Raw genomic sequence first — 20243 nt, forward strand, 5'->3', positions numbered from 1 at the left:
CAAGTTTAAAAGTTCTGGTAAAGTAGTTTTATTTACAAAGAATATGCTACTTGAAATTGAAAAGCGCAGCATAACAAATGCATTGTGGAAGTTGCAAGAAGCAGATCAAAGGGAAATCTTAACTCTTATACAGAGATTTGAGTTGCCAGAAGTACTAGCAAGAATATTGGTTACTCGTGGTGTTAACATAGAAAATGCGAGCGACTTCTTATATCCACTAATCAGATCGCTATTACCAGATCCCTTTCACCTTCTTGATATGGATAAAGCTGTTTCTCGTATAATACGGGCAATAAAAAATAATGAAAACATTGCAATATTTGGTGACTATGATGTTGATGGTGCAACGTCGTCAGCATTGATTAACAGGTACCTGAGAGCAATCGATATACACTCTATAATCTACATTCCAGATCGTGTTGATGAGGGCTATGGATTAAACACAGATGCTTTATTACAACTTAAAAAAAACGGGATCGATTTATGTATTTCCGTTGATTGCGGTACGCTTGCATATCAACCAATAGAAGATGCAAAGGTCTTTGGTCTTGATATTATAGTTGTCGATCATCATCTTGGTACGGAAAAGTTACCAAGCGCCGTAGCAGTTGTTAACCCAAACCGCCTTGATGAAAGCTCTCCTTATACTAACCTTGCAGCAGTTGGAGTGTCATTTCTGCTGATTATTGCTCTTAATAAAAGCCTACGTGAGCAAGGATTTTTTACCAACAAAAAAGAACCAGATTTATTTGATCTGCTGGATTTAGTTGCCCTTGGAACTGTTTGCGATGTTATGCAGATTACAGGCCTCAATAGAGCATTTGTCTCACAAGGATTAAAAGTTATGTCAGCAAGAAAAAACGTTGGCTTGCGTGTTTTATTTGATGCTTTGGGGATCCTTGAAAAACCAAGTGTTTCACGATTAGGGTTTAGTATTGGGCCATGCATAAATGCTGGAGGAAGAATTGGAGAAGCATCGCTCGGTGCAAGGTTGCTTTTCACCGATGATGATGAAGAGGCACATTCAATCGCGCTAAAATTAATAGATTTGAATAATGCAAGGAAAGTGTTAGAAAATGAGGCTCTCTTGGAAGCTACAGCACAAGCGGAAAAATTTGCCCAATTAGGTGTAAATTTTATAATGGTAAGCGGCAACTGGCACCAGGGAATAATCGGTATAATTGCATCGAGGCTAAAGGAGCAGTTTCACTTACCAACAATAGTGATGTCTTTAAACAATGGAATAGGAAAAGCAAGCTGTAGATCAATTTTGGGAGTTGATATCGGTGCTGCAGTCCTTTCCGCAAAGTTTACAAATTTAATTATTGAAGGTGGTGGCCATAGTATGGCGGCAGGATTTTCAATTAAAGAAGACAAAATAAATGATTTGCATGATTTTTTTACTGAAAGATTTTCAAACTCTATAAATGAGAAAACTTTAAAAGCTGATAGTATAGTAACTGCTAAAGCAATAAACTTATCTCTGTGGAACCAACTGCAACGCTTGGGACCATTTGGAGTTGGGAATCCTGAACCAAGGTTTATCATTCAGGGAGCAAAGATAAGAAAGCCTGAAGTTATAGGAGTTGACCATATAAAATGTTTTATTGCTGATGATAATGTTATGGTAAGAGCTATTGCATTTCGCTCTGCAAATACTCACCTTGGCTCTGCTATCATGCAGAGTAATGTTAAAGCCATTTTGGGTAAAATCTCTATGAATTACTGGAATGGCAATGAATTTGTACAATTTTTAATAGAAGATGTATTGACCATTAGTTGAGTTACTATTTTACAATAATTACCTATCAATCTCACCAAAAACTATATCGAGTGAGCCAATAATTGCTGCAACGTCGGCAAGCATGTGTCCTTTTGCCATAAAATCCAAAGCTTGTAAATGTGCAAAGCCAGGTGCTCTTATTCGGCATCTATAAGGTCTATTGGTACCATCTGAAACTATATACACTCCAAACTCACCTTTTGGTGCCTCAACAGCTGTGTAAGCTTCACCTTTTGGTACGTGATATCCTTCTGAGTAAAGTTTAAAATGGTGAATAAGAGCTTCCATAGATTTTTTCATCTCTGCTCTTGGCGGTGGAGAAATTTTTCTATCTTCAGTTTTTATTGGGCCTCCAGGCATTTTCTCTATACACTGCTTCACCAAGCTAACAGACTGCCTAATCTCTGCCATTCTAACTAGATAACGGTCATAACAATCGCCATTTTGGCCAATAGGTATATCAAAATCTAGCTGATCATATATTTCATATGGCTGGCTTTTTCGCAAATCCCAAGCAAGCCCAGCAGCACGCAGCATTGGTCCACTAAAGCCCCAGTCAAGTGCCTGTTTAATTGATATTTCACTGATTCCTACAGTGCGTTGCTTCCATATCCTATTTTCTGTTAAAAGTTCATCAACATCGTCTATATACTTTGGAAATTGCTCTATAAACTTTGCAATATCCTCAATCAAGCCTTCTGGAACATCTGCTGCAACTCCACCTGGTCTGATGTAAGCTGCGTGAAACCTTGCGCCTGAAGCTCTTTCGTAAAATTCCAGTATTTTTTCTCTTTCTTCAAAGAGCCATAAAAGAGGGGTCATTGCTCCAACATCAAGCGCTTGAGAAGAAACGTTCAGTAAATGATTTAGTATTCTCGTCAGTTCACAAAACAAGACACGTAAATACTTTGCCCTAATTGGAATTTCGCATTGCAACAATTCCTCTACACATAGTGAATACGCATGCTCTTGTGACATTGGTGACACATAGTCAAGGCGATCAAAATAAGGCAAAGCTTGAAGATACGTTTTATGTTCTATTAATTTTTCAGTACCACGATGCAAAAGCCCAATATGAGGATCAGCTCTCTCAACCACTTCGCCGTCCATCTCTAAAACAAGGCGCAACACTCCATGTGCAGCTGGGTGCTGAGGGCCAAAATTTAACATCATTGTCTTTAGATCGGGCATGTCCAGTAGTTTAAGATATTAAAATTGTATAGGCTAAAGTGCGCTCAAAGTCAATAGACTTCTTGCATATGCTACAACTGTCATTCAATAGAAACAAAAACTTTTACAATGCTAATAAGTGTTGGTAAAACTAAGTCACTTTAGCTATAGAATGACAAAAAGGGTTTGCATTAGCCAAATTTTTAGTTGAGGTAGCATAAGAGGTTAAAGGAAAAGCTTTGTGTTAATGGATTCATTTCAGGTATAATACAGATAATACCACAATACTTATAAAATGGATCATGTTGTTAATGCGTACAATAGACTTGACACTCCTATAGTTAGGGGAGAAGGGGCATATCTTTTTGACAAAGATGGTAAAAAGTATTTAGATTTTGCTGCAGGTATTTCTACAACTTCTTTAGGGCATTGTCATCCATACATTACAGACAAACTGAAAGAGCAATTGAGCTCACTATGGCACTGCTCTAACATTTTCACTATTCCCGAGCAAGAAAGGCTTGCTGACCGTTTAACAACCCTTACTTTTGCAGATAAAGTTTTTTTCTGCTCAAGTGGGCTTGAAGCAACAGAAGCTGCAATTAAGTTTATTCGTCGTTACTTTTATTCAAAAAGGCAAGCAAAACGTAATCGTATTGTTACAATTGAAGGAGGGTTTCATGGCCGCAGTATTGCTGCAATTTCTGCTGGAAACAGTGAAAAATCACGCGAAGGTTTTGCTCCGCTTCTTTCTGGTTTTGATAAAGTGCCAAGAAATGACATTAAAGCTTTGGAGAAAAAAATCAGCAATGAAACAGCTGCTGTGTTTTTAGAGCCCATACAAAGCGAAGGCGGAGTATATCCACTAGACGTAGAATATCTTCAAAAAGTAAGGAAAATAACAAAAGCTCAAGGGATAATTTTGTGCTTTGATGAAGTGCAATGCGGATATGGACGCATCGGTTCTTTATTTTATTATCAAAATGTCGGCATTGAACCTGATATGCTAACCTGTGCAAAAGCTATGGGTAACGGTTTTCCTCTAGCTGCATGTTTAGTAAAAGATTACATAGCAGAAGCAATCACTCCAGGAACTCATGGATCAACCTATGGTGGCAATCCACTTGCCATGACTGTTGGTAATGCAGTGCTCGATATAATGCTAAAAGAAGGCTTTTTTGATCATGTTAAGAGAATTAGTAAATATTTAAAAGAAAAGCTGTTGCCTTTAGCTAAAGAATTTCCTGAGATGATTTCAGAAGTTCGTGGAGAAGGGTTACTAATGGGAATAGAACTAGCAACTCCTGTAGCTGATAAAGTTATTAGTCGATCTCTTGATAAAGGTTTAATAATAACTAGGGTTTCAAACAACAAAGTAGTAAGGATAACCCCACCACTTATCATTGAGGATGAGCATGTGAATGCGGCGTGTAATATGCTTTATGATTTATTTTTTAAGATTAAAGATATATAAAATTCGGCAATATAAATTCAGGCTTGCAAATACCTCTCATAACATGTAAAATTAATTTTATTTTTTATCACAATAACATCGTACTTTAATGGATTGGTTATTGGTCTTAGTATCATCAGCAATTTTTATTTTGTTAATTTTATCGTTTTTGTTCTCAGGAGCAGAAATAGGCTTAACCTCAATTAGCCGTTCTCGAGTTAATAAGCTAAAGCTAGACGGTAACAAAAGAGCCAGGATAATAGACCGCTTATTAAATAAGAAAGAATTGACAATAGGAACGGTATTGCTCGGCAATACAATTATTAATATTACTTGCTCTGCTTTATTTACAGCAATATTTATCAATCTTTTTGGAAATGAAGGCATTCTCCTATCAACAATTATAATGACATTTTGTATTTTATTATTCTGCGAAGTTCTACCAAAAACTTATGCTATTCAAAATCCTGAAAAATTTGCATCATTTTCTGCTTATTTTGTATTGTTTTTTGTAAAGATTTTTTCTCCATTGACGCTAGGTATTCAATTTATTGTTAACCTCATCCTGAAATTATGTGGGCTGCATAAAGATAAGGAAGTAATATCTGCAGCGGATGCAATGCGTAATATGATTACTCTTCACCGCAGTGAAGGAACTATGTTACAACAGGATTTAGATATGCTAAGCAGCATACTTGATTTGGCTGAGACAGAAATATCACAAATTATGACCCATAGAAGAAATTTATTTTCTCTTGATATAAATCGAAGTAAAGAAGAGTTAATAAGGGAAATTTTAACTAGCAGTCATAGTAGGATACCTTTATGGCAAAAAGAACCAGATGATATTATCGGTGTAATTCACGTGAAGGGTCTAATAAATGCCTTGCGTGAAAAGAATAATAAAGCGGAAGAAGTTGACATTACCCAAGTTATGTCAAAGCCTTGGTTTATACCAGAAAGTACACCGCTCAGCGTGCAACTTCATAACTTCCGTAAGAACAGGAAACACCTTGCATTTGTTATTGATGAGTATGGAGCACTGCAGGGAATTGTAACTCTTGAGGACATACTGGAAGAAATAGTTGGAGAAATTTCGGATGAACATGATTTGATCACGGAGAATTTCATAAAGAAAATATCTGACAATATGTATCACATAGAAGGAAAATCTACTATTAGGGACATTAACAGGCAGTTACACTGGAATCTCCCTGATGAAGAAGCTACAACTCTAGCAGGTATGATTGTGAATGAAATAGAGCGCATTCCTGACGAAGGCGAGGAGTTTTCCATGTATGGTTTTCGCTTTAAGATTTTAAAAAAAGATAAAAATATTATTACTGTTGTTGAAGTGCAAGTAAAAACTGGTAATACTAGTAGCAGCAATTAATTAGTGGAGTTTCATGGAAGATACAGTAAAAATAACGGCTGAAGAGTTGAAGGGTTACATAGAGAGAATCGAAAAACTTGAACAAGAAAAGAGGGATGTGCAAGATCACATTCGTGATGTATATGTAAAAGCCGCAGATGAAGGTTGGGATATAAAAGTGATGAAACAAATTATTAGGCTGAGGAAGATGGATGATGATGACAGAGAGGAACAGGAAATATTGCTTGATACCTATAAACGTGCATTGGGAATGAGCTACGAAGAAGAGTTAAGTGAATAGCAGAATTGTAATTGGAATAAGTGGAGCATCTGGTTCTATTTACGGTGTACGTATTTTAGAGGCGTTAAGAAATATTAATAGATCTCTTATCCCTGTCATCCGAGTAGCTGACACTGGGATCCAGGGAAAAAGAAATATAGATTCCAGCGTCACGCGCTGCAAATTTGGTTATGAAACTCATTTAGTGATAAGTCGTGCTGGAAAAATAACTCTAGCTCATGAGATTAAAGAAAAACTTGAAGATATTACATCACTTGCAGATTTTTACTATTCTGAAGAAAAAATAGGAGAAAAAATAGCAAGTGGCTCATTTAAAACCTCAGGAATGATTGTAGCACCATGCTCTATGAAGACAATGTCTGAAATTGCATCAGGTGTTACTTCCAATCTATTGACAAGGGCTGCAGATGTAACGCTAAAAGAAAGAAGAAAATTAATTCTTATGGTGCGAGAGTCACCACTACATCTTGGGCATTTACAAAATATGTTAAAATTAACGGAGATGGGAGCAATAATTGCTCCACCAGTGCCTGCTTTCTATATTAAACCAAAATCGTTGGATGATATTATTAATCATTCTGTTGGCAAAGTATTGGATTTATTTGATATCAAATTACCTGACTTTAAGGAGTGGCAAGGAAGTGACAATTATTATTGATGGTAAAAAAATAGCAAACGACCTATGTGAGAGGCTATCACAAAAAATTGATATTTTAAAGAGAGAGTATAACATTTTTCCTTGCCTGAAAGTAATTCTCGTGGGCAGCAATCCAGCAAGTCAGGTTTATGTTCGCAACAAACAGAAAAAAGCAGAATCAATAGGCATAAGTTCTGAGACCATTGTTTTGCCTAATAATATTTCAGAAGATGAATTGATTGAAAAAATCAATGAGTTAAATGAAGATCGATCTGTGCATGGCATTTTAGTACAGTTGCCTTTACCAAATCATATTAGTGCAAGCAGAGTAATTAACGCAGTAAGTATTGAAAAAGATGTAGATGGCTTCCACGATGAAAACGTTGGTAGATTAGTTAAAGGTGAAAAAAACTGCCTTATACCTTGCACTCCTAAAGGTTCTTTGCATTTAATTAAATCAATTGAAGAGAACCTTTCCGGTAAAAACGCAGTGGTGATTGGTAGGTCAAATATCGTGGGCAAGCCAATGTTTCACCTATTGCTGCAGGAAAATTGCACTGCTACTATCTTGCACTCACAGAGTAAAGATTTAGCTGAATATTGCTCTAAAGCGGATATAGTAGTTGCAGCAGTCGGAAAGCCAAATTTTGTTCAAGCAGACTGGATAAAGAAAGGTGCAATAGTGATCGATGTTGGCATAAATAGTGTTAATGTAGGAGAGCTTGTAGGTGATGTTGACTTTGAGGGAATAAAAGGGAAAGCCAAAGCTATTACTCCAGTACCCGGGGGCGTTGGCCCAATGACCATTGCATTTCTAATGATGAACACTGCCATTGCTGCTTGCTTACAGAAGGGAGTTGATGCTTCTAATTTTATTAGTTGAGGTATGAAGAGGAAAGCTATATGAAGATAGACATCTCACAATTAATAAAAAATTGAGATTTTTGAAATTCCTCAGTAGTCAAATTTATTAAATATTTAGGATCATCATCTATTCTTTTTTCTCTACAAGTATAGTATTTTCAAAAGCGAATGATAAACGTCTAAAATGGTATTACCAACTAAAAGGTGTAAGTCTGTACATTGATGCATTAGAGGTCTGAGGCGACTTTTGATGATGTGCCAACAATGCTCTATCGGATTTAGATCAGGTGAATATGTTGGAAGATAAAGCAAATGACAGCCAAAAGACTCTATTAATGACTTTGTTTTGGGAGTTTTATGGAATGTAGCATTATCCATAACTATGGTTGTATTACGCTGCAATTGTGGTTCGCTCTAACCATACATTAAATACATCTTTATTACACCCTCCTGTGAAGGTCATTGGTGCAATAAACTTCTTTTCAATCCATCCACCTATTATACTCACTCTTTCCCAGTTTTTTCCTGGAACATCAGCATATATTTTTTCTCCTCTTGGAGCTCATGCATATTCTCGGTATAGTCTATTATCAACTCCTGCTTCATCTATATATAAAATGCTACAGTGGTCTATTTTTGAGACTTTATCGATAAATTGCTGCCTATCTTCTTGATTGCGCTCTTGATAGAATGTGACTTTTTTTAAGGTTATTTTTAGCTGTTTTAACCTATACCAAATTGCACTTATTCCAAAGCCATTTTATACCTTTTTATCCCTTCTGAGGTAACCTTTTTTCAGTTAGCTATAGGTATAAAATAATGGAGTATGTCTCTCCATCATTCAACAGCAATCACAGTATGTTTTTACAAATTTGAAAATTAGTGTTAAATAAAAATATAAATGCAAAAGGAAAAGAAATGATTGAACTTAAAGGCCAAGAAATTTGTGCAGGCGGAAATAAGAAAAATTTGATTATTTTTTTACATGGTTGGGGCTCAAGTGGCGATAATTTCATTCACCTTGCTAAAGTTATGAGCAAGTTTTTACCCGAGTCATATTTTGTAGCACCCAATGCTCCGTTTGAAAGAGAAATAGGTGATGGTTATCAGTGGTTCAGCTTGGAAGATCGTAGTGAGGAAGCGCTATATAATGGAGTAAAAAATGCTACATCAATTGTAAATCATTTCATTGATACAAAATTAAAGGAGCTTAATTTAAAAGATACGCAACTTTCTTTGGTTGGATTTTCTCAAGGAGCAATGCTTGCAATACATACAGCTCTCACCCGCTCTCAATCCTGTGCATCAGTTGTTGCATACTCTGGTAGGTTTCTTTCACCTTCAAAAACTGCACCAGAGATCAAGTCAAAACCTAACATATGTGTTATCCATGGTGATGCTGACGACGTGGTACCTTTTTCGTCCCTCGACTTAGCGGTTAAAGCTTTGAAAGAAAATGGAATAAATGTTGAAGGGCACCCAATTCATGCATTAGGTCATATTATTAATGAAGAGGGGATAAAATTAGGAGTAGAATTTATCAAGAAGAATTTTAAAAATTAATTTTCATGCACTTGTTTTGCTTTGGTTATGGATATGTGGCTAAATTTTTATCGAAAAAACTGCTGAACTTAGGTTGGAAAGTCAGTGGCACATCAAGAAGTAAAAATATACAAAATGTAATCCTCTTTAATTATGAGAAAGTTAGTCAAGATCTGCTTAAAAGCGCAACGCACGTTTTAATTTCTATTCCTCCAGATGGTGATGATGTTATGGAGAGATATGGTGATTGCCTGCAAAATGTTAAATGGTTTGGTTATTTGTCTGCAACTAGCGTTTATGGTGATTACTCTGGTAATTGGGTGAATGAGGAATCTGAAACAAAACCTATAGAAATCAGAGGAGAAAAGCGCCTTAGATCTGAAAAGAAGTGGCTGAATAGCAAACTGCCTGTACATATTTTTCGTTTAGCTGGAATATACGGTCCTGGTAGGAACGTGTTAATTGACTTGCAGCTTGGCAAAGCAAAAAATGTGAAAAAAGAAGGGCATTTTTTTTCTCGTATTCACGTTGAAGATATATCGAACATTCTATTTTCTTCCATGCAAAACATAAAACCTGGTGAAGTATACAATTGTGCAGATGATTTACCCACTACACAATCTGAAGTGATAATGTATGCAGCCAAACTTCTCAATGTTAGTTCTCCAGAGCCAATTGAGGTTTCTTCCTTACCAGATTATGCACAGAGTTTTTATTTAGGGTCAAAAAAAGTAAGTAATGTTAAAATTAAAAAAGATCTTAATGTCTCTCTAATTTATCCTAACTATAAGGTGGGATTAGAGAGTTTGCATGTAAAAAAAACTGAAATCACATTAGAATGAAGTAGATAGACCTATTGTTTAGTTGTATCCGTTCAGCAAAGTGGCAAAATAGGTAGGCGAGATAAACCAAAAAATCAAGAAAAAAGTAAGTTTACAACAAATGGTGTCATTCCAGTCTGGAATCCAGCCTTTCCATAATCATCAAAAACATTGTATTTTAACGTAAAACAGCTATTTTTATGCTCACCAACTTAATAAAATTCCTGGATCCCAGTGTCTGGGCACTGGGATGACAAAGGAGAGCAGTGTCAAGCACTGATCACTTTTGCTTCAATATTTGCACATTAGCCATGCCTTGAATCAATACGTTTAGTTCTGTAATTGTGTCCGTTCAGGAAAATGTTCTCTAGGTAAGATTGTGGAGTATTCGTTGCAGTATTTGGCTGTTCAATTACGCTAGTTGGTATAATACTTCTATTTCTTTCAAAATTTCCATCTCGTATAGCTTCCAGAACGCTTTTTCCTCCTAAAAGACAGTTTTCTCCTAAACTTTTCCCCTTATCTTCTAACTCGTTAAGCCTTGCTTCGCTCTCCTTATCAATCTTTACTTCTATTTCATTACTATTTTCCTTAGGATTTAGATGAATACTGATTTTTCCTGCTTCACTATCAAAAGATAATGTTACACCTTGCTTACAAACATCCAGATAATTTCTTTTTCCGTTGTAGCTTTCAACTCTTACTATACTTTTCCCAATTTGCAGTATACCAACTCTTAAGTTTAAACCTTCATTCTTTTCATTGCTTAGGATTTTTGCAACTTCAACAGTACTATCTTGTGGATATTTTATACAAAAGCACTCATTATCTATCTCTACTTTTAATTCTAATTTGTCCTTTTGAGCTTGCTCATTTTTGTTTACAATACTTTCATATGCTACATTTTTTAGATCGTTTTCAATTTCCTTACATTCCGCAAAGAGATCATTGACATAATCAAAATCAGAAGTTACATGTCCTAGCTCACCACCATCGAAAAGACCTCTTTCTACTTTCCCACCTTTTAACAATAAATCCCTAATGGTGTTTCTTATGATGTCTAAATTACCATCTTCCAGTACTTCATTCGTGTTGTCATCATCTTTATCTTCATTGCTATAGGAAACATCCTGACCTCTAAATGCATGCGCTTTACTGCTAGGGCATAGGCCTTCATTATTGATAACATCTATTATTTCTTCAAATATCAAATTTGTTACAGTTCTATAACGATCACCATAACATGAATTTAGTCTTATCCCTTTCCCTAAATATTTATTTGTTATGTCTCGAACAAGCCTTAAAGCACTTCCTTTGTTATTTTCTTCTTCCACCTTTTTCATCTCCTTACAAAATTCATCAATCAGCTTCTCTTCATTTTCAGTTAATGGTATTTCTAGATCCATTAAAAGTGAGCCACCTTCCGGAAAATAAGAATAATCTGAACTACAGCTCGAATTTGAGTCCCAATCACTTGGTTCAGTACAAGGCGTCTGATTACCATCAGCAGAACTATGATATGAATCATAATCACTAAAGTTCTGTAGTCGATTATCACTTTCGTGTTCATCTGTTTTGTTTGACAAATCACTGCGAGAGAACTCCATCGGATCTTTTATATTACTTCCAAACTTTGTTGATTATCACTTTCGCCTAACCTAATATCAGTTAGTGTTGGATCATATAATTCTTGGGTATTTTTTGCTTCTGTTTTCCTCGTCTTACGTAATGGATAAGGCTGATAAAATTGAGTTCGTTTCCTTTTTACCTTATTCATGTTGCATAACCGTTATTCAATAATTCTTTAACAAATACCATAATACATAGGCAAGTCAGTAAAAAAATTTGACTTACATTACTCTACCACAATTTTGAGATAGAGTAATGAATTATTTTCGTTTGGCATTTAAACGTTTTGTATCTGCTGTAATGATTTCACTTCCAATTTGCTATTCTTTACATATTGAATTGCAAGCACTAACGCTTTACTCCCAGAAGCTGTGGTGCTATAAGCTATATTTTGCAAAATAGCAGTTCTCCTGATATCTTTGCTATCTGAGACTGATTTCACACCTTTTGAAGTATTGATTACTAGATTTATTTTTCCATCTTTGAGCATATCAACTATGTGGGGTCTGCCTTCTCTCACTTTATTTACAGCTTTTGCAGCAATGCCGTTATTATTCAGATATAAAGCTGTGCCTTTGGTTGCATATATTTCAAAACTCAGTTCTTTCAACATTCGTGCAACAGGCAATATATACTCTTTATCATCATCTTTTACTGAAACCAGAGCTGTTCCTTCTATTGGTAACTTGTATCCTGCAGCCATGTGCGTTTTTGCAAGTGCAGCTTCAAACGATGAGTCAATTCCCATTACTTCTCCTGTTGATTTCATTTCAGGACCAAGTAGAGTGTCAATTCCCGAAAAGCGCGTGAATGGAAAAACAGCAGCTTTAACTGCAAAATGATTGAAAGGCTTGTTTTCCTGATTCAATTTTTTACCCAAAATAACCTGAGTGGCAAGCTTTGCAATAGGAATATTGATTACCTTGGAAATAAAAGGAACGGTTCGACTAGCTCGTAAATTTACTTCAAGTATGTATACATAACTCTCTTGAACAGCAAACTGAATGTTTATCAGACCTTTCACTTCTAGTGCAAGAGCTATTCTTTCAGTTTGGAGCTCGATCTCTTTTATTACTTCGTCACTCAATGTATTTGTCGGTATTGAGCATGTTGAATCGCCAGAGTGGATACCAGCTTCTTCAATATGCTCCATGACCGCTGCAATGAAAACTTTTTTCCCATCACACACAGCATCAACGTCAACCTCAACTGCATTGACTAAAAATTTATCAAGAAGCAGCGATCCGTGTTCAAAAATTTTGGTTTGATTCAAGACATACTCTTTAAAGCTCTGAGTATCGTGTCTAATCGACATAGACTGACCGCCGAGGACATATGATGGCCTGACTACTAGTGGAAAACCCACCTTTTCTGCGTTGGTTAACGCTTCTTTTACTGAATGGCAGATAGAACTTTCAGGTTGTTTTAAATTAAGTTGCAAAGCAAGGTTTTTAAACCTCATGCGATCTTCTGCAAGGTCAATAGAATCAAACGAAGTTCCCAGAATTTTGAAACCTCTCTCGTTAAGCACTTTGGCTAACTTTAAAGGTGTTTGACCACCTATTTGAACTATTACACCAACCAGTGTGCCATTTTCTTGCTCTTTACTTAGTATTTCAAGCACATCCTCTGCAATCAGTGGGGCGAAATATAAACGATCAGCGGTATCATAATCAGTTGAAACGGTTTCTGGATTACAGTTGATCATTATTGTTTCATACCCCATTTCTTTGGCGGCAGAAGCTGCATGTACGCATGCATAATCAAACTCAATACCTTGACCAATGCGATTTGGACCACTTCCTAAAATGACAACCTTTTCTCGGTCAGAAACATCTGCTTCGCACTCCATTCCCTCTGTCATCCGAGTAGCTGACACTGGGATCCATTCTTCCTTATCTCTGGATTCCAGCGTCACGCGCTGGAATGACATCATTGTGTTACCCTCATAACAGCCATACATATAAGCAGTGCTCGATTCAAATTCAGCTGCACAGGTGTCTACACGCTTATAAACTTGTTTAATGCCAAATTTTTTTCTTATTTCTTCAATTTGCTCTGCTTTCTTATTGCTTAATTTTGCCAATCTTGCATCTGAAAACCCCATTTTTTTCAGCTCTAACATTTCATATGCAGTCTCAGGAAGGCCGTTTTCCTTGATTTTTTGTTCAGCTAATATAATTTGCTGTATATTCTGCAAAAACCATAAGTCATATCCTGTAATCGAATTTATTTCTTCTATGCTTATTCCATGACGCATTGCGTCAGCAGCAATCAGTAATCTGTTTGGCAGCAATTTTGCTAATTGAGATCTGATGTGATCAATATCAGTATTTTCAGGAAATACTTCATTAAGTCCCGTAAGCCCAGTTTCAAGCGAGCGAAAAGCTTTCTGCAGCGACTCATTAAAAGTGCGGCCGATCGACATCACTTCCCCCACTGATTTCATGGAAGTTGATAGTTCACAATTCGTCCCCTTAAACTTCTCAAATTCAAAACGAGGAATTTTAGTGACGATGTAATCAATCACTGGTTCAAATGCAGCAGGTATAACTGGAGTGCAATCATTACGTATCTCATCGAGTGAATAGCCGATAGCAAGTTTAGTTACAACTTTTGCAATAGGATAACCTGTTGCTTTTGAAGCAAGTGCAGAAGAGCGAGAAACCCTTGGATTCATTTCAATCACAACGAGGCTTCCATCTTCTTTAGGATTCACTGCAAACTGAACATTTGCACCACCGGCACTAACATCAATTTCTCTTAGCACTGCTATAGATGCATTTCTCATCTGTTGGTATTCTACGTCACGCAGAGTCAAAGCAGGAGCAACCGTGATACTATCTCCGGTGTGCACTCCCATTGGATCAATATTTTCTATCGAACAGACTATTATGCAGTTATCTTTACAATCACGGATAACTTCCATTTCATATTCTTTCCAGCCGATAATTGATTCATCTATCTGAACTTCATTTATTGGCGAAATTTTGAGAGCACTTTCTGCAATATTGAAAAACTCCTCTTTATTGTATGCTATGCCGCTACCTGCACCACCAAGGGTGAATGACGAGCGGATGATTGCTGGTAATCCAATGTAATCCAAAGCCTTTCTTATTTGTTCTTGATTTTTTATAATGATACTTTTGGGGTATTTTAGCCCTATTTTATCCATGGACTGACGGAATAACTCTCTATCCTCTGCTTTTTTTATTGCTTCTCTATTTACCCCTATTAATTCTACATTGTATTTGTCTAACACTCCATCATCTGCAAGTTTTATTGCGCAATTGAGTGCTGTTTGCCCGCCCATTGTTGGCAATATTGCATCTGGCATCTCCTTAATTATAATTTTCTCTATGATTTCAGGCAGTACCGGCTCAATATAAGTTGCATCAGAAAACTCAGGATCTGTCATTATAGTTGCGGGGTTGGAGTTAACCAAAATGACTTTATAACCTTCACTTTTTAATACTTTACAGCTTTGCGTTCCGGAATAATCAAACTCGCATGCCTGACCTATAACTATTGGGCCTGCTCCTATTACTAATATAGATTCTATATCTGTGCGTTTTGGCATAATTACAATAACGATTTCTGTTCAAATAATGTTACCAATCTTTCCTGTATATGTGAATTTTTATTAAACCTATTAGCTAACTGTTTTTAGGCTTGACGCATAACTGTACGAACATTGTGATTTGAGTCCACTAGGAGGGTGTCATCCAAGTAGCCTTCTTCTTGTATCTTGTCAAAAGCATCTAATGTTTTAAGCTTAAGCATTAGGTGGAGAAGGGAGGAACTCTGTGCTTCTTCTTAGATATAAAATCTGTAGAGGAGATAAGAATTCCCTTCTCAAAAGTATAGGCTGGACGGTATCGTAGAAAGACCTGAATGGTTCTAATTCTGTATTCACAAGACTAGCCTTACTTTTCATTTTTAATGGTAACGTATGGGGTTATATATGATCAACAACTTTTTGGGCATAGATATATCAAAAGATCGCTTTGATGTTTTTCTCTCATTTATAAGCAAAAAAGGAAAGCGTGAAATTAGAAAAAGAAGCTTTAAGAACGATGATCATGGGTTTCAAAGTCTACTGAATTTTCTACACAAACATAATGTAGAAAAAGTAAAAACCTGCATGGAATCTACTGGTTGTTATAGCGAAGCACTGGCTGAATTTCTACACAATGCTGGACATTTTGTAAGTGTTGTAAATCCTTATTGCATAAAATCTTATGCAAGGAGTAAGCTGATACGACAAAAGAATGATCAGACCGATGCAGAAGTTATTGCTGATTATTGCCAAAGACAGGAACCTTCTAGTTGGACACCACCTTCTCCTGAAATGAAAAAATTAAAACATCTTTATCGTTGCTCAGTTGCGTTAAAAGATGAGTTAACATTAGTAAATAACCACTTAGAAAAAAAAGAGAGACTGCCTAAAGAAGTTGCAAATGCTTGGGAAGACCTTGCAATGAATATAGCTCAAAAAATAGAAACAATAAAAAACTCCGTACGTGAACTATTAAATCAACACAAAGAATTGTTGGAAAATTTTCAACTTCTATTGACTATTCCAGGCATAGGAGAAGAATCAGCAATAGCTATTTTAGCTGAAGTTTCTGATATAGAGGTTTTTAGAGATGCCAGGCAATTGGCAGCATATACAGGAGTTATACCACGAAATATGACGTCAGGTTCCTCTGTATATGCCAAACCCAGATTAAGTAAATCCGGTTCACAAACATTACGTAAGGCACTTTTCTTTCCTGCCATAGTAGCTAAGAATCACAATCCTATCATTATGAGCTTTTGCCAAAGATTAAAGGAAAAGGGTAAGCATAATATGGCCATCGTTGGTGCTGCAATGCGTAAGCTACTCCATATCATTTTCGGTATTCTGACATCCAAAAGTGCTTTTGATCCTAACCATATCAAAAACTACAGGGCTAGGAGGTTGACTGAAGGTTTAGTACTTTAAAATCAAAAATGCTTCCTATCTATCTTATGTAAAGTGGTATCTTACACAAATTTATTGAATGTTGTTGGTTAGTGGATATGTTGATAAGTAAACTTCATCTGTTTTGTGCGTATAAAACTAATTTACTTATCAACATATCCACTAACTATAATCTGTGTACTGTTACACAATTGGAAGTATTTTTTGATTTTATGATGCAACTTGGGAAATTTTTATAATTTTTTTGTTGACTAACAAGACGGTATCTCCTCTTATTTCTACTACTAAGCTTTTTCCCCTATCTCCTCTAATATTACCAACATAGAACTTACCCCCGTGGAAAGTACCATTTGGTAATAAGTAGGATAAAGATGATTCTATTCTTGAGAGTAGTTCTGCTTTTACTTCTGCTGCTCTTTCAAATAAAGCTTGCTTATCATGCATATTGTTTTCTCCTGTTAAATAAGCTATGTTTGTTGACAAAATGTCTTTTTTTCTGCTAATGATGATGTTCTTAAAGGCTGGTAATTTAAAATACAGTCATAAATGGGTAGAGAGATGTCTCTGTACCTTTTACTATAGTAATACCGGATTTCTCATAGATTTTTCCGGAAGAGTGGAGAAGTTTTTTTTCAAGCGTAAGTTGAAACTGTCCATATTTACTCCAAATATTTGCAATTCAGAAGACCAGGTTTGCTAGGTCTTACTATAGTAAGTTCGACAAAATTACAAAAACTGTTCACTTTTTTAAAAAATTTTGCACAACTCCGCTTTCATACTCCACTAAATGACCTCTTTTCTAAAGACTAGAAATGTAGTCCGAAATATGAATTGCTCTAAATTTTTTTTCATTACGATTTTTCTATTAAACTTTAATAGAGCTTAACGTGTTTACAATATACCCAGGGGAGAGATTTTCCGTCTATAAGAAGTAGCCATAAAAATGCTGTATTAGTAAAACTATTCATAATAATTATTTGTGAATTAAGCACTTTAGATTCGAGATTACATAGACTTTTGGCAGTTTAAGCCATTTTAGATTATAAAATGAAATCTCATCAAGCTGAGAAGTGGGCTACTGTAGAGGAGTTTAACATAATTTAAGGTTACAAGTCAAGCAAACTACTATAATATCATAAAAGGTTGCTCCTTGGCTGATTTTGAGTGTTTCTTAGTTTAGAGAAAAAACCTATTATTATAAATAATAAAAATAAGGTATATGATAATACCCTATTTATATTTTATATTTTTCATTCTTATTTATTCTTTAATTTTTTAACCCTTATAGATAGCTCTCTAAAAAAAGGATTTGAGACAGGAAAGGTTAAATTCTTTTTAAAAAATTTTCTTTACAAGGCATGAAAATCGTGTTAAACTTATATATAAGTTTCTTTCGTGATAGTAAGACTACTGAAAATACCTTTTAGTTGAGTTTAGAGTTGTTTTATAAGCGATCTTTAATCAGGTGGCTACTGCTTTACTTAAAAATTGTAGCTAGCTTTAAAACGTAGGTTTTCTCCTTTAGTTATTAAATTTCTGTTTTACTTATAATATAAATGTCCTAACAATTAAATTACAATATGTATTCCGTTCAAGATTTCAGCCAATTTATTGAGTATTCCGGAAAAAGAGGATACGATTTGTTTGTTCTTTAAGCATAGGTGTCTAAAATTGCAGAAATGGATCATTTTTTTCTATTGAGCTTTTTCTGCATCTAAAGTTTATGTACCGCTTAAAATGGAGACAAAGATCAAAATTTATTTATTTACGTCTCCAATTTTATCATGTATGATAGAGATAAAGGTTTATGTTTTCACTATTTATTGGCAGGTAGGGCTTTCTAAAGGGTGGGAACAATTTTTCACCCCCCTTGAAATTAAAACAAAAGGTGGTAGACAAGATGTCAAACACAGATAGCTCAACTACAAGCTGGTTTTTGTTGTAGTTATTTTTTCACTTTCTTTACTTGTTTTAATTAATTCATCAAAATCAGATTCATGTCTGTACAACTCTGGTATTCTCCTTCAGCTAGGGCTTTTGCAACTTCAGCACTAACTTTACCAGCCTCCTTAAGCACTTCATAATCATTGAACAATAGAAATGCATCCAACTTTTCAACCCAATTCTGCATTTTCATTAGCCGATGCTTTCTTGCTTAAAGTTCCGCATAATCTAGGAAACAATATGATTTAGTTCACTCAACTCTTTTTCAGTCAAGTAGTTTTTTGCAGTACTCACATCACTCTTATGAATTTTGTTGCCAGGACCATCTTTCCATGTAGTTAGCCCCATATTTGGTTTTTTGTGGTCAACTCGAGAATATATTAGCTCTGCTGCAGTCAGGCCATAAATCGCCCAATATAATTTATTCTGTACTTTTGCATAAAATTGTTTTGTTATTTCTGAATTTGGATCATAGTCTGCAGAGCATTCAGCATAAATGTCTGTAATCTTCTGGTAAAATCTGCGTTCGGATGCTCGTATTTCCCTGATTTTTTCAAGTAACTCATTGAAGTAGTCTTTACCGAACTTCCTTCCGTTTTTTAATCGTTCGCTATCTAATGCAAATCCTTTGATGATGAAATCTCTCAAAATTTTTGTAGCCCATACTCTGAAAGATGTAGCCTTTTTAGAATTAACTCGATAACCAATAGCTATAATTGCATCCAAATTATAAAATTGTGTAGGGTACTGTTTACCATCTTCAGCAGTATTCCGGAAAATCCGGATAACTGAATCTTTATCTAACTCTTGACTAGCAAATATGTTCTGTAAATGCTCACTAATTGTTCTAATATTAACATCAAACAACTCCGCCATTCTTTTTTGTGTAAGCCAAATGTTTTCATCTCGATACAAAACATCAATTCTCACGTCTCCATTTGGAGTTGTATATAATAAAATTTCGTTTTCATTTATTATCATATCTACTCTACCTTACTTCAAGTAGCATATAGGTTACTTGTAAAAAAGACAAGCAACTGTAAAACTCTAAAAATGAACTATCTACTTTATTCTTTAGCTGGTAAGCAGTTTTTAAATTGTTTTCACTTTTTTTCAAAAAATCCCGGAAAAAGTAGTAAGAAATCCGGTATATATATAATAGAAGGGCATTGTTTCAACGAGGTTAGTTTACCTCAATACGCTTCAAACACAAAGAAAATGTCAATCCTAACACTAGATCTCGGCAAACAAACGGGCTGGGCAATTTTAACAGATGGAATAATTGAAAGTGGTAGCAAAAGCTTTCATGGTAGTCGTTTTAGCGGAGGTGGCATGTGCTTCTTGAATTTTCGTAATTGGCTTAATTCTTTGAAGGACATTTCTGCAGTGTATTTTGAGGAAGTAAGAAGACATCTAGGAACTGATGCAGCGCATTGCTACGGTGGTTTTCTTGCCGTTCTATCTGCTTGGTGTGAAGAGAACAATATTCCCTACCAAGGTGTTAATGTTAAAACTATAAAACGCTTTATAACAGGCAAAGGCAATGCAAGTAAGAGTGAAGTTATTGAAGCGATACGTGAAAAAGGTTTTTTACCTAGAGATGATAATGAATCTGATGCTTTAGCATTAATGTTTTACGCTATGAATTTTGGTAAAGATTTTAACATATTAAAAATACCATAGAAAGTGGGTCCTTTCGTTCATACTGGCGGATTTGGTGGGTCAGACCTCAGGCCTTTTCTAGTGTTAGACATATTTTAA

18 protein-coding genes are annotated in these 20243 nt (G+C 35.5%); 10 read left to right on the forward strand and 8 right to left on the reverse strand.

All coding sequences use genetic code 11. From position 1 onward, the window contains the following. Window positions 1-43 precede the first annotated feature (43 nt). Entirely contained in the window at window positions 44-1783 is a 1740-nt protein-coding gene (recJ, locus tag OOK84_RS00130) for a single-stranded-DNA-specific exonuclease RecJ (RefSeq protein WP_264731770.1), read from the forward strand. Between the two features lie 18 nt (window positions 1784-1801). Here recJ and OOK84_RS00135 read toward each other — a convergent pair whose 3' ends face one another. Next, window positions 1802-2974, reverse strand: coding sequence for an NADH-quinone oxidoreductase subunit D (locus OOK84_RS00135; protein WP_264731771.1), 1173 nt, complete (start codon window positions 2972-2974; stop codon window positions 1802-1804). A 274-nt stretch (window positions 2975-3248) separates the two neighbouring features. Between OOK84_RS00135 and OOK84_RS00140 the strand changes: the two genes are divergently transcribed. The 5 genes from OOK84_RS00140 (at window position 3249) to folD (ending at window position 7599) form a co-directional block, all read left to right on the forward strand. After that, entirely contained in the window at window positions 3249-4427 is a 1179-nt protein-coding gene (locus OOK84_RS00140) for an aspartate aminotransferase family protein (protein WP_253309373.1), read from the forward strand. An 88-nt stretch (window positions 4428-4515) separates the two neighbouring features. Then, entirely contained in the window at window positions 4516-5799 is a 1284-nt protein-coding gene (locus OOK84_RS00145) for an HlyC/CorC family transporter (RefSeq protein WP_253309372.1), read from the forward strand. A gap of 13 nt (window positions 5800-5812) precedes the next feature. Then, window positions 5813-6079, forward strand: a complete 267-nt coding sequence (locus OOK84_RS00150; RefSeq protein ID WP_064125346.1) for a DUF2312 domain-containing protein — start codon at window positions 5813-5815, stop codon at window positions 6077-6079. Further along, entirely contained in the window at window positions 6072-6737 is a 666-nt protein-coding gene (locus OOK84_RS00155; RefSeq protein ID WP_253309371.1) for a UbiX family flavin prenyltransferase, read from the forward strand. Before OOK84_RS00150 ends, OOK84_RS00155 begins: the two co-directional genes overlap by 8 nt. Further along, window positions 6721-7599, forward strand: a complete 879-nt coding sequence (gene folD / locus OOK84_RS00160; protein WP_264731772.1) for a bifunctional methylenetetrahydrofolate dehydrogenase/methenyltetrahydrofolate cyclohydrolase FolD — start codon at window positions 6721-6723, stop codon at window positions 7597-7599. Before OOK84_RS00155 ends, folD begins: the two co-directional genes overlap by 17 nt. A gap of 122 nt (window positions 7600-7721) precedes the next feature. Here the strand turns inward: folD and OOK84_RS06695 are convergent, their stop codons facing one another. Further along, on the reverse strand, window positions 7722-7958 hold the full coding sequence (locus OOK84_RS06695) for a transposase (RefSeq protein WP_353286753.1): 237 nt from the start codon (window positions 7956-7958) through the stop codon (window positions 7722-7724). A gap of 540 nt (window positions 7959-8498) precedes the next feature. Here OOK84_RS06695 and OOK84_RS00165 point away from each other — a divergent pair. Together OOK84_RS00165 and OOK84_RS00170 are read left to right on the forward strand one after the other, a co-directional pair. Further along, complete coding sequence (locus OOK84_RS00165; protein ID WP_309166945.1) at window positions 8499-9143, forward strand: alpha/beta hydrolase; 645 nt, start codon at window positions 8499-8501, stop codon at window positions 9141-9143. Window positions 9144-9148: 5 nt separating this feature from the next. Then, window positions 9149-9964: an SDR family oxidoreductase gene (locus tag OOK84_RS00170; protein WP_264731773.1), complete on the forward strand. Its 816-nt coding sequence runs from the start codon at window positions 9149-9151 to the stop codon at window positions 9962-9964. A 284-nt stretch (window positions 9965-10248) separates the two neighbouring features. Here the strand turns inward: OOK84_RS00170 and OOK84_RS00175 are convergent, their stop codons facing one another. From OOK84_RS00175 to carB, 3 genes are all read right to left on the reverse strand, one after another. Continuing rightward, complete coding sequence (locus OOK84_RS00175; RefSeq protein ID WP_264731774.1) at window positions 10249-11529, reverse strand: hypothetical protein; 1281 nt, start codon at window positions 11527-11529, stop codon at window positions 10249-10251. 29 nt (window positions 11530-11558) lie between these two features. Beyond that, window positions 11559-11720, reverse strand: a complete 162-nt coding sequence (locus OOK84_RS00180; protein WP_264688451.1) for a hypothetical protein — start codon at window positions 11718-11720, stop codon at window positions 11559-11561. A 129-nt stretch (window positions 11721-11849) separates the two neighbouring features. Continuing rightward, window positions 11850-15152 (reverse strand): carbamoyl-phosphate synthase large subunit, encoded by a 3303-nt coding sequence (carB, locus tag OOK84_RS00185; RefSeq protein ID WP_264731775.1) that lies wholly within the window; start codon window positions 15150-15152, stop codon window positions 11850-11852. Between the two features lie 384 nt (window positions 15153-15536). Here carB and OOK84_RS00190 point away from each other — a divergent pair, with 384 nt between their 5' ends. Then, window positions 15537-16559 (forward strand): IS110 family RNA-guided transposase, encoded by a 1023-nt coding sequence (locus OOK84_RS00190; protein ID WP_264731025.1) that lies wholly within the window; start codon window positions 15537-15539, stop codon window positions 16557-16559. A 189-nt stretch (window positions 16560-16748) separates the two neighbouring features. Here the strand turns inward: OOK84_RS00190 and OOK84_RS00195 are convergent, their stop codons facing one another. The 3 genes from OOK84_RS00195 to OOK84_RS00205 all read right to left on the reverse strand — a co-directional run bounded on the left by OOK84_RS00195 (window position 16749) and on the right by OOK84_RS00205 (window position 19463). Beyond that, window positions 16749-17021, reverse strand: coding sequence for a hypothetical protein (locus tag OOK84_RS00195; protein WP_264731776.1), 273 nt, complete (start codon window positions 17019-17021; stop codon window positions 16749-16751). 1492 nt (window positions 17022-18513) lie between these two features. Next, a complete protein-coding gene (rhuM, locus tag OOK84_RS06790; RefSeq protein ID WP_264731777.1) occupies window positions 18514-18675 on the reverse strand; it encodes a RhuM family protein in 162 nt (53 codons plus the stop codon). 35 nt (window positions 18676-18710) lie between these two features. Further along, window positions 18711-19463, reverse strand: a complete 753-nt coding sequence (locus OOK84_RS00205; protein WP_264731778.1) for a virulence RhuM family protein — start codon at window positions 19461-19463, stop codon at window positions 18711-18713. A gap of 237 nt (window positions 19464-19700) precedes the next feature. Here OOK84_RS00205 and OOK84_RS00210 point away from each other — a divergent pair, with 237 nt between their 5' ends. Then, window positions 19701-20165, forward strand: coding sequence for a crossover junction endodeoxyribonuclease RuvC (locus OOK84_RS00210; RefSeq protein WP_264732613.1), 465 nt, complete (start codon window positions 19701-19703; stop codon window positions 20163-20165). Window positions 20166-20243: the final 78 nt, after the last annotated feature.

Origin of the sequence: Wolbachia endosymbiont (group A) of Sphaerophoria taeniata (assembly GCF_947250735.1) — a bacterium.
Taxonomy (GTDB): Bacteria; Pseudomonadota; Alphaproteobacteria; order Rickettsiales; family Anaplasmataceae; genus Wolbachia.